Below are 14,227 nucleotides of genomic sequence, written 5' to 3' on the forward strand. Positions count from 1 at the left end.
TCATTCGAGCGGAGGGATGGGCGGCAAGGTGATGGCGGCCGCCGCGCCGGCAGCACCTGGTGCGAACGCGGGCAGCCAAACCTCGTCCAAGGCGGCGAGCTGCGGCTTCCAAACCTCCAGCCAACGGGTCGGAGCGACTTGGGTCCTGGCCTCCTCAATTTTCTGGCGAAGCTGCTGAAGGCGTATGAATGCCTTGGGATCCTGCGCATTGACCCAGGCTAGCGGGCAACCTGGACATGCTCCGTAGGCCGAGCACAGCTTGCCCTCGACTTGGCCCGGGATGGGCGAGAAGCTAGGTTCAAAGCACCCGAAGCCCGGCGTGGCGGCTGAGTTCATCCCGGGGGACAGTCCTCCGCCCCGAGTGTCCGCTCGCCCTCCGGTGGTTATGAAACGTTCACGCCACGCCATTGCCTGCGCCATGGCCTCCCTGGCGCGTTGCTTTGCGGGGCCGGATTGGTAACTGCGGTCCGTAGTCGTGGTGCTGGCATGCCCAAGGGCAACCTGCTGCGCCTTGATGTCTCCGCCCGTTATCTGGTGGACCAGGTCAGAACCAGTCGCCCGCAGCTGGGAAAGGGTAAAGGGGGGTAGCCGATGGTCTTCGATGAAGCGTTGGAGAGCGCCTTTCCAGGCCTGATCCCCCGCCGCGCTGCGGTCGTCCTCAAAACCGGAGAAGGGTTCACCGCGCATATGCCAGAACAGGAACACTCTGTCTCGATGCTCCAGCGGAACCAAGGGGCGCGTGATTGTGCTATACTGTTCCAATGCCTTTAGGAGCATGACCGGGCTTTCCGGCGCCGTCACGGCCGCGGCGAATGACCGGTAGTGGACCCGTCCGGCTCGCCTCTTCTGCGCGCCGATGCGCCACCGGTCCTTTCCGTAGATCGGATGGTCACGCTCGATCTCCGACCAGCGGAGGGTCAGCAGCCCCTGCGCATTGAAGGATCCATCGATGGCGAGAAGGACCGCGAAGGGAACAAGCGACCTTGGCGTGAAGTGCAGGTGAGCGCCTGTTTCGGACAGCAGGCCGTAGGGAGCCGTCATCGACCGGGCGAGACCGGGATCGCTCCGAGCGAGTTCATCGCGCTGTAGTATCCGGCCACCATAGCGCGCGAGTATTGTTTTCAGGCGCACCCGTAGCTCCCCGAAAGCGCCGGGTTCCGCGGTTCCCTTGGCGGGTACAAGGATGCTTTGGTCGGCCGCGACCTCCGCCCCAATCTTGAGCTTGCCAATGATCTCGGGAAGCTCCCCGATGCAGGCCTTCCTGATGCTGGCCAAGTCCAACGCCGACAGCGCCTCCCGCGATTTAACGACGAGGTGGCGTCCCGGCCAGGGATTTCGGCGGAATTTCAGGTTGGCATGGACCTGCGCCTTGAACGCGCGGGATCCGTAGCAATGTTTCATGAATTCCCGCAGCGCGTTATAGCGCTGGGCCTTGGTGTTCGGCGACCAAGGTGATCCTTCCTTTTCTCTATCTGACGGTTTGGAGCGCTGCTGGTCCAGCCAGGCCTGGTACTCATTGATGACCTCCGTCGAGATGTCACCAAGGCCCCTGACCGGGGACAGGCCCATGTCGTCCCGGAAATCCAAGTAGGTCCGAAAGATCCTCAACGCCTCACTGACCTTCTCCCGCCTGCCAGCGACCACATGGGCCCCCCATGAGGCCAAGTAGTCTGCGACCGCCAGCGCCAGCGGGCGCCGGCTGAGCCAAGCTGTGAGATCGATCTCGTGAAAGCCTGGGCGGGAGGGCTCATTCTTCAGCCGCACGATCAGGGACTGGTCTGTCTCGATCACGCCGAACGCACGTCCAACCTCGGCCAGGTGGCGAACATTGGACTCCCCGGCAACCGACGGACGCCGCGTCAGGTGCGCTCCGAGGGGACGCTTCCCCTCCCTCGCGATGGGCTTAGGGGGCTTCATCCAACTGTCTCTTGAGCGCGTGGGCAAAATCGTCGGAAATCTTCGGCTCAGCCACGTTGACGTGGCGACCATAGATGTCCGTGGTGGTGCTGAGGTGTTTGTGCCCAAGGAGGGCCTGTAGCTTCTTCCAAGGTGACGGATTGCCCGCCCGGATCTGACCCCAGTAGAACTGGACGGCGAACGTGTGCCTCAAGTCGTGAAAGGTGTGCTTGGGGACCCGGATGGGCTTCAGGATCGGCCTATCTGTCTCGGGATCGACTGCTGGCGCACCCGTTTCCGGGTCGATCTCATATCCTTCCAAGACCCTCATGAGCCCGCACCGGCGCACGGCCTTTGTGAAGGCGCGCATCGCGGTCGCCTCTGAGATTGCCTCGCCCACGTCGCGCCTCGACGATGTCACGCCGTTGACGAACAGAGCGCTCGGCTCGCGCCCGGATCTGAACTTCCCGCGATTGCGGGCGTCCTCCATCGACTGGTTGCGCTCGCCGTCAATGTAGGCAAGGAGAGATGCCACAAGGAACGAGTACATCGCGACCGTTCGAGCAGCGTTCCCCTTCGTGACGGTGATCGTCAAAGGGATGGTCTTCCAACGGTCCTTCGGATCGACCTCGTGCCGAAGGTCCAGGATCTGGTAGACCGTCAGCTTGCAGACCTCCTCCACGCGCATGCCGGTGAAAAGGGACGTTTCGGCGATCAGGCGATCCCGGACCGGGCGCTTGTCATTGTTGTCGGGGGTGCCCGGCGCCGGACCGAGAGCGGCTAGGATCGTCCGCAGGTTGCCGATGCTGATCGGATCAACGTCTTCGTCGGCCTGACGCGAGTGCCTGGAGCTCCTCTGGCGTCCGTTGGTCTTCCCCCCGACATGCGGCAACATTCGCCTGTCCAGATAGAAGTGTCCCTTTTCTGCGGGATCACCTGCGATGGGGTCAGCGACGAGCTTCTGTCGGTGGGCCCATCGGTAGAACTCGTTGATGGTGCCAATCCGGCGTTCGATGGTCGCCGGGGCGAACTCCCTTGATGTCTTGACCGAGACGCCTTGCGTCAGAGCTTCTCTGAAGGCTTCGATGTCTTCGTTCGTGACCTCGTCCCAAGCCAGTTTGCTGAAGTGGAGGTACGTCCACCATTGGGCCAGATCGTCTGCGTAGGACTTCTGAGTGTTGTGCTGCTTGTAGCCCTTGCAACGGTCGATGAGAAAGAGGTTGGCAGGCTCGACTGGGTGGAAGGTGGCCGTGAAGAGCAGCACGAAGCCTTGGCGGGTTCTCCTACCGTTGATGAGTTCCGGCGGGAAATCGGGCGTCGTCTGGTAGGCGACGGCTCGGATCCTGTGAATGACAGCGGCGTTTGTGTGAGTTTCGTCCAAGGCCAACCTCGAATTCAAGACCGAGGTTGTCCGAAGGCCTTCACTCCTTGGCCCTGTAATACACGCCCCTTCGCTTGCTTCGAGCAACACTGACTCGACTCCGTTGAGAAAACGCTAACAAAGGTCGCCCTTCGCCCCAGAAGGTCACCTCCATGGGGCGTGAGTTATACGTTCCGGTGCGCCGCCCCGCTGTCTTGCGCGGGGGCAGGTTCAGGATGGATTTGCGGCTAGTACCTCAGTCGGCCCGAGCCGCCTCCATCGGGGGCCGCAAGTTCCCTGAGGTGCTCCATGGCCAGTTTCATGCTGTGGGTGAAGCCATCCTCCCAGTGCTCGTGGATGATCTCGCTGGTGGCCTCCGCGCGGTCCCACGCGGCGGCATGTGCATCCTCTCGGTCGTCGCTCAGGACAGGCGTGAGAAGGGAGAAGGTTCGCGGATCAACCGCCTGCAGGGCGACGAGGCTTCCATCACGTCCGATGGCGACGGCTTCAACCGGCTGGAGCTCTAAGGCCTCTTCGAAGGCACGGCGGACGCCTCGGGGGAGATCCTGGGCCTCCAGTCGCGCCTCGACGGCGGTTCGGTTGATGAGGTCGAGGGTGGATCCGTCCTCGCACTGGAGACGGAAATGCCCTGGCCCCAACTCATCGAGCCCAACATCGGCATGCTTCGGCATGAACAGGCTCCCGACACTCAGCGCGAAGCCAATGTCGATGTGAACGCCATCCCTCACGTACAGCACGGGGCCCATGTCGTCCCGGAGAACCCGCGGCGGCACCATGATCCTGGATTTGGCTTCGTACGCGATGAGGGCATTGGCTCCGAGCAGACTCAGTGGGCCGTCTCGACAGAGGAGCCCGCGAGCCCAGAGATTGCGCAACCCTTCAACCTGACGAGCCGGAATACGACCCAAGCGCAGCGCCTTCGCGACCCGACCGGCATCCTCAACCTCGGGCGCAAGGGCCGCGAGCCCCGCCTGCACCTCGCTGCGCAGGCGCATGAAGTCGGCGTACATCTGTTCGGTTTCAGCGGAGCGGCGGCCAAGTGAGCGAGCGGTCTTCTTCCCAGTCTCCGGGTCAGGACGGTAGCGGGTGAGGTACTCATATCCGGCCGCAGGCTTCCACTGCATGCCCCCGACAATCTGGTCGCGTTGGCGCAGGAGCTGGCCGTATCGGGTCCATAAGGCGTTCACAACCTCCATGTGAAGGCGCTGTTCCCGAGACATCAGGATGAGGTTGATTGCCATGCCCTAGCTACCATTGTTTCCAACTTGAGTTCGAAACTAGGGATTTTGGTATCAAAAACCAGATGACTCAGCCGTAAGGGGTAGGGATGCTGCTCTCGGGCACAGGTTCGATCCCTGGGCGGTTATGTCCGCCCAATATCTCCAGGTTGCAGGGCAAAGGCTTTGAGGACCATCGCAAGAACGAGTTGGATTGTGGTGGTCAGCGCAGGCCTAAGGGCGGCTTCGTGGGCCACCTATGGCCGCGGAGAGTGTCCAGTCCCTTCAGCAATCGGCTGGCTCCGGTGAACAGCCGCTTTTTCCGGAATGCCTTACAGCGCAGAGGTTTGACGCCGACTGAACAGTGCAAAACAATGCTTGATAAGATGCCACCTTGGTGCGCTCCTTGCGTCTTTCACGAAGGCGACTGCGCAAGCTGCGCCAGGAACGAAGGGAGGCCGGAACGCGAACATTCCGGCCTCCTGCAGAGCGGGCGAAACAAGCTAAGTGCTTGAAATCGCTTAGGAATTTTTGGTCGGGCAGAGAGGATTCGAACCTCCGACCCCAAGTCCCCCAGACTTGTGCGCTAACCTGGCTGCGCTACTGCCCGTCACATCCGCTCTGAACACCTCACCAACGCATATAATGAACCTCCGACCCCTAGTCCCCCAGACTAGTGCGCTAACCGGGCTGCGCTACGCTCCGACGCCTTGAACGGCTTGTGTCAATTAGCTCCGGCAGTTGCCGTGTGCAACCCCTGAAATTCACTTTGGCCATCAAACTCGCCAAAACGTGGGAGAGGGGGTCTAGCGTACAAGAGGCGACTTTGCGATGCGAACCCGTGCTGTGGTGGGGCCTGCCACATTGATCCGGGCCGCCTCGAAGGAGGGCGGGGCGGTGCGGCCGGTGCCATTGCTGAAGCCGTAGGGTTCCTGCGGCAGGCCTTTAGGATCGCGGTCGAGGCTGTTGTTGCCGTTGAGATCCTGGAACACGGCGATGGCATAGGAGCCTTCCGCCACCTCAGGAAACACGATCCGGAACTCCTCCGCCGGAGATTGTACGGTCTGGCTGTATCGGCACGAGCCAAAATCCAGGGAGCCCAAGCATATGCCAACCATCACGGCTCCCTTTCCCGGGCTGGCGCCTTCCACCTGAACGGTGAGGGGGGCCGCCTGCGCTGCGCTCAAGATGAGCAGGGCGGCGAGCAGTCCGGTGATCGTCCGAAGCATGGTTTTCGCCCCCTTATTGGTCCTTCGCGCCTACAAGCCGACCTGCACAAACCTGGCGTAGCCGTTCAAGATTGCGAGATGCCTTTGTACCTCCATCCTATCACATCCGCGCGCGCTCTTTCCGAAAGCGGAAATCGGGATAGGTTCATGAGCGTGGCGAGGCCTTTGTTGGCAAGGGCCGTGGGTCTGCACCTAACATCCATCCGATGGAGGCACACATCTTCGCACGCGAGAGCCCGTCGATGCTCCAACCGCAGCAGCCTGCACATCCGGGGTCGACGGTCGCGGTTCTCTCCGATGTCCATCTCCGCTTCGGCACCCGAACGGTTCTGGAGGGATTGAACCTCTCCCTGGCGCAGGGAGAGATCTTTGCCCTGCTCGGCCGCAACGGAACGGGCAAGACGACCCTGATGCGCCTTCTGACCGGGCAGATCCGACCGACATCGGGTGCGGTTCAGGTCTTCGGAGCCGATCCGGGCCATGAGGCCGCGCCCCGCCGGCTGATGAGCCTGGTCCCGCAGGACATCGCCCTCTATCCGCGCCTGACCGTCCGGGAGAACCTGGAGGTCATGGCTGGAATGGCGGGGATGCGCAGGGCCGAGATGTCCGGGCGCGTCGATGAGGCCATGGCCCTGACCCATGTCGAGGACCGGCAGAACGACCTGGTCGAGCATCTTTCCGGCGGCTACCGGCGCCGGGCCAACATTGCCGCAGCCCTGCTGACCCGACCCCGGCTCCTGCTCCTGGACGAGCCCACGGTCGGAGTGGACGTGGATGCCCGATTGTCCCTGCACCGAACCCTGAGGCGCCTGCGGGACGATGGCATGGCGATTCTGCTCACGACCCATGACCTCGACGAGGCCCGTGCCTTGGCGGACCGCATCGGGATCCTCGCATCCGGCCGTCTGGCCGAGGAGGGGCCTGTGGGCGAGATCCTCCAACGCATGTTCGGAGAGAGACGGGAGGTTGTGGTGACGCTGAGCCGCGAGCCGGATCATGGCGTGCAGGCCGTTCTGCAGCGGCTGGGCTTGAACCGCACGGACAATCCCCTTGAATGGGCCTCCTGGTCGACGGGCCCGGAGAGTTTCGCATCCTTGCAGGCCGCTCTTCGCCGGCATGACATCGGCCTGCACGAGATCCGACTGCGGGAGCCCCGGCTCGAGCATGTGCTGGCCCATGTGGAGGGGGTGCGCGCATGATCTTTCCGGCGGCCCGTGTCATGTTCCTGACCCTGCTCAGGGATCGCGGTGCGCTGGCGATGGCGTTCGTGCTGCCGCCGCTCATCTTCCTGATCTTCGCCGCCATCTTCTCGGCGGCTGGCGGCGACCAGCTGCGGCTGCATGTGGGAATCGCCGATCTGGCGCGTACCCCCACGACCTCGCGCCTCGTCCAGGTGATCCTCGAGGAGCCGACCCTGCGCGTGACCTACAGCAAGAACGCGACGGCCGGGGATGTCCGCGGGCTCGTCAAGGACGGCGCCGTCGATCTGGGTCTCATCATTAGAGGCGATCTTAATGCGCGCGAGGCCGGAGCTCCCGTCCTTCTCGTCACCCACGAGGCGAGGGCGATCGCCGGTGCGATCATGGCAGGCCATCTGCAGCGGCTGCTGGCGGTCCACATGCCCGATGTCGCTTTCGCCCAGGTGCTTGCGGATCTGGAAGCGATCGGAGGGATCACATCCGAGCAGCGAGCCTGGATCGACGAGACGTTTAAGGAGAAGGCGGACGAGACGCGCGGCGATCCGCGTTCCCGGACCGCAGGACTGGTGGCGAGCGAGTCGGCCCTGCCGCGAACGGCAGGATGGGCCGTATCCTATTACGCCGGAGCCGTCGCCGTGATGTTCCTGCTCCTGGCCGGCATCCAGGGAGCCGTCGGCCTCATCGAGGAGAGGCGCCTCGGGGTCTATGACCGTCTGCTGGCCGGGCCGGGAGGCATCGCCGCCATCATCCTGGGCAAGTTTCTGTTCCTCGTGGCGCAGGGAACCGTGCAGGCGGCCCTCGTGTTCCTGACGGCCTATCTCCTTTACGACGTCGATTTCATCGCCGCCTTCATCCCGTGGCTCATGACGACCCTCGCGGTCGCCGCGGCAGCATCCGCCCTAGCCCTAGGCCTGTGCGTCGCGTGCTCCTCGCGCCAGCAGGCGCAAGTTCTGTCCACCTTCGCGGTCCTCATCGTATCTGCGGCCGGCGGCAGCATGGTGCCACGCTTCTTCTTGCCGCCCTGGCTGCAGGAAGCGGGCTGGTGGACGCCGAACGCCTGGTCGATCCAGGCCTATTCATCGGCGCTGACGCCCGGAGCGTCCTTTTCGTCGCTTGGTATGGCCTGGGCGATCCTGATCGCGATGGCAGCCCTGGCGCTCCTGTTCACGCTCGGCGTCTCGCTCAGGCGACGCTCCGTCTGAGCCGACGTCTCAAGCCCGCTGCCGGCGCCACGCGTCGAGATCGTCCAGGGACAGGTTGGAGCCGCACAGCACAAGGCCGATCACGCTCTCATCGGGCAGGGAAGGGGCGATCGTCTCGGCCGCGGTCAGCACGCAGGCGGCGGCCGGCTCGCAGAGGAGCTTCTCCTTCTGCAGGATCCAGCTCACATCCGCGATCACCGGTTCGTCCTCTACGAGGATGATCTCCTTCAGGAAGAGCTTGGCGCCGGCAATCGTCCTGTGGGTTGCAAACGGTGCTCCGAGGGTCCGTGCAATCGAGGTCGGGCGGATCGTCACCGGCTCATCGGCCTTGAGCGCCTCGGTCATGGTCGGCGCGCCTGTGGTCTCGACGCCATAGATCGTCAGCGAGGGCCGCTTCGCCTTCAGGGCTGCCGCGACACCCGACATGAAGCCGCCGCCGCCTATGGAAACGAAGACGTGGGTGAGATCGGGGATGTCCTCCAGGAATTCGAGCCCGAGGGTGCCATGGCCCGCGATGATCGCCGGATCGTCGTAGGGATGGACGAAGAGCCGTCCCTGGCGCTGGTAGTCCTCCGCCTTCGCGAAAGCTTCTGCCGCGTCGTCACAAAGTTCGATGCGGGCTCCGTACTTGGTGGCGAGATCGACATTGAACCGAGGGGTGACCTTCGGCATCAGCACAAGCGCATCGAGACCGAGCGTTCCCGCCACCCGCGCGACCGCGATGGCGTGATTGCCGCCCGACACGGTCACGAGACCGCGCCGGCGCTCCTCGTCGCTCAAGGTCAGGACCTTGTTGAAGACGCCCCGGACCTTGAACGAGCCTGCAAGCTGCAGCGCCTCCATCTTCAAGGCCGTGCGCCGGCCGAGCCGAGCCGAGACATCCGCACTCTCGAAGGCAGGCGTACGCCTGACGCGTCCGGCAATGCGGCTGCGGGCGGCTTCAATGTCGGCAAGCGTCACGTCGAAGGTGGTCATTGTGTCTCCGTCGGAGCGGAATTGGAGGAGGGGCGGATCATGGTCGCGCGCAGCGTGCCGCGTCAACAGGCGCGGCATCGGTTGATGGGCGATAATCCGGCTTGACCCGTCACACCATAGGATCGGATGCTCGCGCCTGACCCTGGGAGAATTCGCACATGCCCTTATCGCCCCGCGAGATGCTCGCGCGTCTGGTTGCCTTTCCGAGCGTTTCGACGAGCAGCAATCTCGACATCATCGGGTTCTGCCGCGACTGGCTGAACAGCCATGGGGTCGAGAGCCATCTCGTCATGAGCCCCGAGGGCGACAAGGCGAATCTCTATGCCAGCATCGGGCCGCAGGTGGAGGGCGGCATCGTGCTCTCCGGCCATACGGACGTGGTGCCGGTGGAAGGGCAGAACTGGACCACGGATCCGTGGATTCTGACGGAGAAGAACGGCCGCCTCTATGGCCGCGGCTCGACCGACATGAAGGGCTTCGACGCCCTCGTGCTGGCGCTGGTGCCGGAGATGGTGAAAGCGCCCCTGAAGCGGCCGATCCATATCGCCCTGTCCTATGACGAGGAGATTGCCTGCCGGGGAGCGCCGTCCATGGTGCATGCCATGGTCCGGTCGATCCCAAAGCCATCCGCCGTGATCGTGGGCGAGCCGACGCGCCATGCGGTGGTGACGGGCCATAAGGCCTCGGTGCAACTGCGCACCCAGGTGACCGGCTATGCGGTGCATTCAAGCCGGATCGACCAGGGGGTGAGTGCCGTCATGAACGCTGCCCGCCTCATCACGTGGCATGAGGACGTGATGGAGGAGAACCGGCGCCGGGCCGACCCGGCCAACCGCTTCGAGCCGCCTTATACCACGGTGCATTGCGGCATGATGGCAGGCGGGATCGCCGCCAATGTGGTGTCCTCGTCCGCTTGGTTCTTCAGCGATATCAGGGCCATACCCACGGAAAGCCCACAGGATTATTCGGAGCGCTATCAGGCCTATATCCGCGAGGTCATCGAACCCCGGATGAAGGCGATCGCTCCCGAGACCGGCGTTGCCGTGGAGTTGATCGCCGAGATCCCGGGGCTCAGGCCCGAGACGGAAGGTGAGGCCGAGCGCCTCATGCGCCGCATCACCGGCGACAACGGCACCCACGTGGTCTCCTACGGGACGGAGGCCGGGCTGTTCCAGCGGGTGGGCTGGTCGACCGTCGTCTGCGGCCCAGGTGATATCGCCCAGGCCCACCAGCCGGACGAATATATCGAAATCAGCGAGTTGGAGGCTGGAGAGCGCGTGTTGCGCCGCATCATCGGCGAACTCTGTGCCTAAATGCTGAGCAGGGAGGCTGAACTCGGGACTAGACCACCAGCCACTTTCCTGCCTAACTTCATCCCGGACGGAAGCAACACGGCGAGAAGCCGGTCTTCCGACAAGAAGAACCTCGCGCAAAGACGCGGGGCTTCCAGAGGAGAAAGACACAATATGACGATGCGTTCGAAATTTTTCGTCGCCACGGTTGCGACGCTTTTGGCCGGCGCAGCGCTTCCGGCCATGGCCGTGACCCTGCGCTATGCCAACCAGGGCGACCTGAAGTCGCTCGATCCCTACACCCTCAACGAGACCACCACGATCGCACATCACGGCCATGTCTACGAAGGCCTGACCAAGCGCGATAAGGACATCTCCATCATTCCGGGCCTCGCCGAGCGCTGGGAGATCAGCGAAGACGGCATGACCTGGCGCCTCTTCCTGCGCAAGAACGTGAAGTTCCACAACGGAAACCCGTTCAACGCCGACGACGTGATCTTCTCGGCCAACCGGGTGAGAGCACAAGGTTCGAACTTCCAGACCCGCGTTCCGAGCGGCTCCGAGTGGGTGAAGGTCGACGACTATACGGTCGATGTGAAGCTCAAGTCGCCGAACCCGATCATGAATGCCCAGTGGGATACCTGGTACATCATGGACAAGGAGTGGTCGGAGGCGAACAACAGCGTTGCGCCGACACCCGCCGCCGCGACGACGCCCAGCTACGCCTCTCTGAACGCCAACGGCACCGGCCCGTTCAAGATCGAAAGCCACCAGCCCGGCGTGAAGACCGTCTTCAAGCCCAACAAGGATTGGTGGGGCAAGGTCGAGCATAACCTGGACGAGATCGTCTTCACCCCCATCGCATCCGATGCCACCCGCGTCGCCGCGCTGCTCTCCGGTGAGGTCGACATCATCGAGCCGGTTCCGCTGCAGGACGTTCAGCGCGTCAACAGCACCGCCAACGCGAAGGTTTTGGCCGGCCCCGAGCTTCGCACCATCTTCCTCGGCTTCGACCAGACCCGCGACGAGCTTCTGTTCTCGAACGTGAAGGGCAAAAACCCGTTCAAGGACAAGCGCGTGCGCGAGGCCTTCTACAAGGCCATCGACATCGAGACCATCAAGTCCCGCGTCATGCGCGGCATGGCCACGCCGTCCGCGCTGATGATCGCGCCGCAGCTCTTCAGCCTCTCGAAGGATTTCGAGCGTCCGAAGTACGATGTCGAAGGCGCCAAGAAGCTTTTGGCAGATGCCGGCTATCCGAACGGCTTCGAGGTCGGCATGGACTGCCCGAACGACCGCTACGTCAATGACGAGGCGATCTGCCAGGCCGTAGTCGGCATGCTCGCCCGCGCGGGCGTCAAGGTGAACCTGATGGCCCAGCCCAAGGCGCAGTACTTCGCCAAGGTGCTGAAATCCGGCAACTACAACACCTCGTTCTACCTGCTGGGCTGGACGCCGGGTACTTTCGACAGCCACAACGTGCTGTTCGACATCGAAGGCTGCCGCAACGATCCGCAATCCTCACGCGGCGAGTCGAACCTCGGCAACTTCTGCAACAAGCAGCACGACGAGCTGACCGACAAGATCCTGGTCGAGAGCAACAAGGAAAAGCGCGACCAGCTGATCAAGCAGGCCTACCAGATCACCTTCGACGAATACGGCTACATCCCGCTGCACCAGCAGGCTCTCGCCTGGGGTGTGTCGAACAAGGTGACGATGACCCAGCGCGCCGATAACCAGGTGCTGCTCTACTGGGCGCAGAAGAAGGAATAGTCAGCGCCTGATCGCTTGTCCCGGGCAGTCCGCTGCCCGGGACGATTCTTTCGAAGGTCTCGGGTGGCGGTGTCACTCGAGGTGCAGCGATCCAGAGATTGTACATGTTTGCTTTCATCATCCGGCGAGCCCTCCAGGCCATCGGCGTTCTTCTGGCCGTCGGGATCATTTCCTTTGCCATGTTCCGCTTTGCCGGCGATCCGGTAAACCAGATCGTCTCCCTCGACACGCCGGCCGCCGAGCGGGAGCAGGTCCGCCGCTCTCTCGGCCTCGACGACGCGGTTCCCGTGCAATTCGCGCGATACCTCGGCCAAGCCGTTCGCGGCGAATTCGGCGTATCCTACCAGTTCCGGCAGCCCGTTTCTGATCTCCTGGCGGAGCGAATGCCGGCGACGCTGGAGCTGGCCCTCTGCGCTACGCTCTTCGCCACCGGCTTCGGCGTGCTGATGGGCGTCTATTCAGGCCTGAAACGGGACAGTCTCCTGGCGAAGGTGTTCCAGACGATCTCCCTCATCGGCATCTCGCTCCCGACCTTCCTGATCGGCATTCTGCTTATCTATCTGTTCGCCGTCACTCTCGGCTGGCTCCCGTCCTACGGGCGCGGCGATACGGTGCGCCTCGGCTGGTGGTCGACAGGGCTCCTCACCACCTCAGGCCTCAAGGCGCTCATCTTGCCGTCCATCACCCTTGGCCTGTTTCAGATGACCCTGATCATGCGCATCGTACGGGCCGAGATGCTGGAGGTGCTGCGCACCGATTACATCAAGTTCGCGCGGGCGAGGGGGCTGACCACCCGAGCCATCCATTTCGGGCATGCGCTCAAGAACACGCTCGTTCCGGTGATCACCATCGTGGGCCTGCAGTTCGGCTCGGTGATCGCGTTCGCGATCATCACCGAGACCGTGTTCCAGTGGCCGGGCATGGGTCTTCTGTTCGTGCAGGCCGTGCAGAATGTCGATATCCCGATCATGGCGGCCTACCTCATGCTGGTGGCCCTGATCTTCGTGGTCATCAATCTCGCCGTCGACATCCTCTACACGATCGTCGATCCCCGCCTGAGAACGTCGATCCGGCAGCCGGCCTGAGGAGGGATTCATGGCAGACGCAATCCAAGCGGCCCCCGCGCCTCACACCGCACCGACGACCTGGGCCGGCCGCTTCTTCGACAGCGACGTCTGGGCGAGCTTCAAGCGCTCGAAGCTCACGATGGCGGCGGCCTTGCTGACGGCCCTTTTCATGGCCTCCGCCATCCTCGCCGGGATCCTGTCGCCGCAGGACCCGTTCGACCCGGCGCAGCTGGAGTTGATGAACAGCCGTCTTCCGCCCATCTGGGATGCGGAGGGGCAGATGCCCTTCATGCTCGGCACGGACGAGCAGGGCCGCGACATCCTTTCGGCTATCCTCTACGGCCTGAGGATATCGCTTACGGTCGGAATTCTTGGTGTCGCCTTTTCCGCCACCCTTGGGATCACCCTGGGGCTCGTCGCCGGCTATATCGGCGGCACCGTTGATGCCATCATTATGCGCATTGCCGATGTGCAGCTGACTTTCCCGGCCATCCTGATCGCCCTTCTCGTCGATGGCGTGGTGAAGTCCGTTCTCGGCGGTCAGCTCGATGAGATGACGACTTTATCGGTCCTGGTCTTCTCTATCGGCCTCAGCTTCTGGGTGCAGTACGCCCGCACCGTGCGTGGCTCGGTGATGGTGGAAAAGAACAAGGACTACATTGCCGCCGCCCGTCTTATCGGCCTTCCCGCGCCGGTCATCATGCTGCGTCACGTTCTGCCGAACGTCCTGGGGCCGGTGCTCGTGATCGCCACCATCAACCTGGCACTGGCCATCATCACGGAAGCAACACTCTCATTCCTCGGCACCGGCATGCCTGAGACGATGCCGTCAATCGGCACGCTCATCCGCATCGGCAACAACTACCTGTTCTCCGGCGAGTGGTGGATCGTGGCCTTTCCGGGCATCGCGCTGGCGGTTCTCGTGCTGGCCATCAACCTTCTGGGCGATTGGCTGCGTGACGCGCTCAATCCGAAGCTGCGATGAGAGAGGCGGCA

The 14,227-nt window shown here is 63.2% G+C and carries 11 protein-coding genes and 1 tRNA gene; 6 read left to right on the forward strand and 6 right to left on the reverse strand.

Annotation, left to right across the window (positions count from 1 at the left end; genetic code table 11):
* The 5 genes from ILT44_RS07015 to ILT44_RS07035 all read right to left on the reverse strand — a co-directional run bounded on the left by ILT44_RS07015 (position 1) and on the right by ILT44_RS07035 (position 5,723).
* Positions 1 to 1,917, reverse strand: coding sequence for a site-specific integrase (locus ILT44_RS07015; protein ID WP_204238861.1), 1,917 nt, complete (start codon positions 1,915 to 1,917; stop codon positions 1 to 3).
* Positions 1,904 to 3,277 carry a tyrosine-type recombinase/integrase gene (locus tag ILT44_RS07020; RefSeq protein ID WP_204238862.1) on the reverse strand — a complete coding sequence of 458 codons (1,374 nt, stop codon included), beginning with the start codon at positions 3,275 to 3,277 and terminating at the stop codon, positions 1,904 to 1,906. Before ILT44_RS07020 ends, ILT44_RS07015 begins: the two co-directional genes overlap by 14 nt.
* 227 nt (positions 3,278 to 3,504) lie before the next feature.
* Positions 3,505 to 4,518, reverse strand: coding sequence for a nucleotidyltransferase family protein (locus ILT44_RS07025; RefSeq protein WP_204238863.1), 1,014 nt, complete (start codon positions 4,516 to 4,518; stop codon positions 3,505 to 3,507).
* Positions 4,519 to 5,026: 508 nt separating this feature from the next.
* Positions 5,027 to 5,104, reverse strand: a tRNA-Pro gene (locus ILT44_RS07030).
* A 196-nt stretch (positions 5,105 to 5,300) separates the two neighbouring features.
* Positions 5,301 to 5,723, reverse strand: a complete 423-nt coding sequence (locus ILT44_RS07035) for a DUF2141 domain-containing protein (RefSeq protein WP_204238864.1) — start codon at positions 5,721 to 5,723, stop codon at positions 5,301 to 5,303.
* A gap of 242 nt (positions 5,724 to 5,965) precedes the next feature.
* Between ILT44_RS07035 and ILT44_RS07040 the strand changes: the two genes are divergently transcribed.
* Positions 5,966 to 6,922 carry an ABC transporter ATP-binding protein gene (locus ILT44_RS07040; RefSeq protein WP_204238865.1) on the forward strand — a complete coding sequence of 319 codons (957 nt, stop codon included), beginning with the start codon at positions 5,966 to 5,968 and terminating at the stop codon, positions 6,920 to 6,922.
* Positions 6,919 to 8,124 carry an ABC transporter permease gene (locus ILT44_RS07045; RefSeq protein ID WP_204238866.1) on the forward strand — a complete coding sequence of 402 codons (1,206 nt, stop codon included), beginning with the start codon at positions 6,919 to 6,921 and terminating at the stop codon, positions 8,122 to 8,124. Before ILT44_RS07040 ends, ILT44_RS07045 begins: the two co-directional genes overlap by 4 nt.
* 9 nt (positions 8,125 to 8,133) lie before the next feature.
* Here ILT44_RS07045 and ILT44_RS07050 read toward each other — a convergent pair whose 3' ends face one another.
* Positions 8,134 to 9,099 (reverse strand): threonine ammonia-lyase, encoded by a 966-nt coding sequence (locus tag ILT44_RS07050; RefSeq protein WP_204238867.1) that lies wholly within the window; start codon positions 9,097 to 9,099, stop codon positions 8,134 to 8,136.
* Positions 9,100 to 9,257: 158 nt separating this feature from the next.
* Here ILT44_RS07050 and argE point away from each other — a divergent pair, with 158 nt between their 5' ends.
* The 4 genes from argE (at position 9,258) to ILT44_RS07070 (ending at position 14,216) form a co-directional block, all read left to right on the forward strand.
* Positions 9,258 to 10,412, forward strand: coding sequence for an acetylornithine deacetylase (argE, locus tag ILT44_RS07055; RefSeq protein ID WP_204238868.1), 1,155 nt, complete (start codon positions 9,258 to 9,260; stop codon positions 10,410 to 10,412).
* Positions 10,413 to 10,565: 153 nt separating this feature from the next.
* Positions 10,566 to 12,164 (forward strand): ABC transporter substrate-binding protein, encoded by a 1,599-nt coding sequence (locus tag ILT44_RS07060; RefSeq protein ID WP_204238869.1) that lies wholly within the window; start codon positions 10,566 to 10,568, stop codon positions 12,162 to 12,164.
* 104 nt (positions 12,165 to 12,268) lie between these two features.
* Positions 12,269 to 13,249, forward strand: a complete 981-nt coding sequence (locus ILT44_RS07065) for an ABC transporter permease (protein WP_204238870.1) — start codon at positions 12,269 to 12,271, stop codon at positions 13,247 to 13,249.
* Between the two features lie 10 nt (positions 13,250 to 13,259).
* On the forward strand, positions 13,260 to 14,216 hold the full coding sequence (locus ILT44_RS07070) for an ABC transporter permease (RefSeq protein ID WP_204238871.1): 957 nt from the start codon (positions 13,260 to 13,262) through the stop codon (positions 14,214 to 14,216).
* Positions 14,217 to 14,227: the final 11 nt, after the last annotated feature.

The sequence above is a fragment of the Microvirga arvi genome (assembly GCF_016892765.1).
Classification (GTDB): domain Bacteria; phylum Pseudomonadota; class Alphaproteobacteria; order Rhizobiales; family Beijerinckiaceae; genus Microvirga; species Microvirga arvi.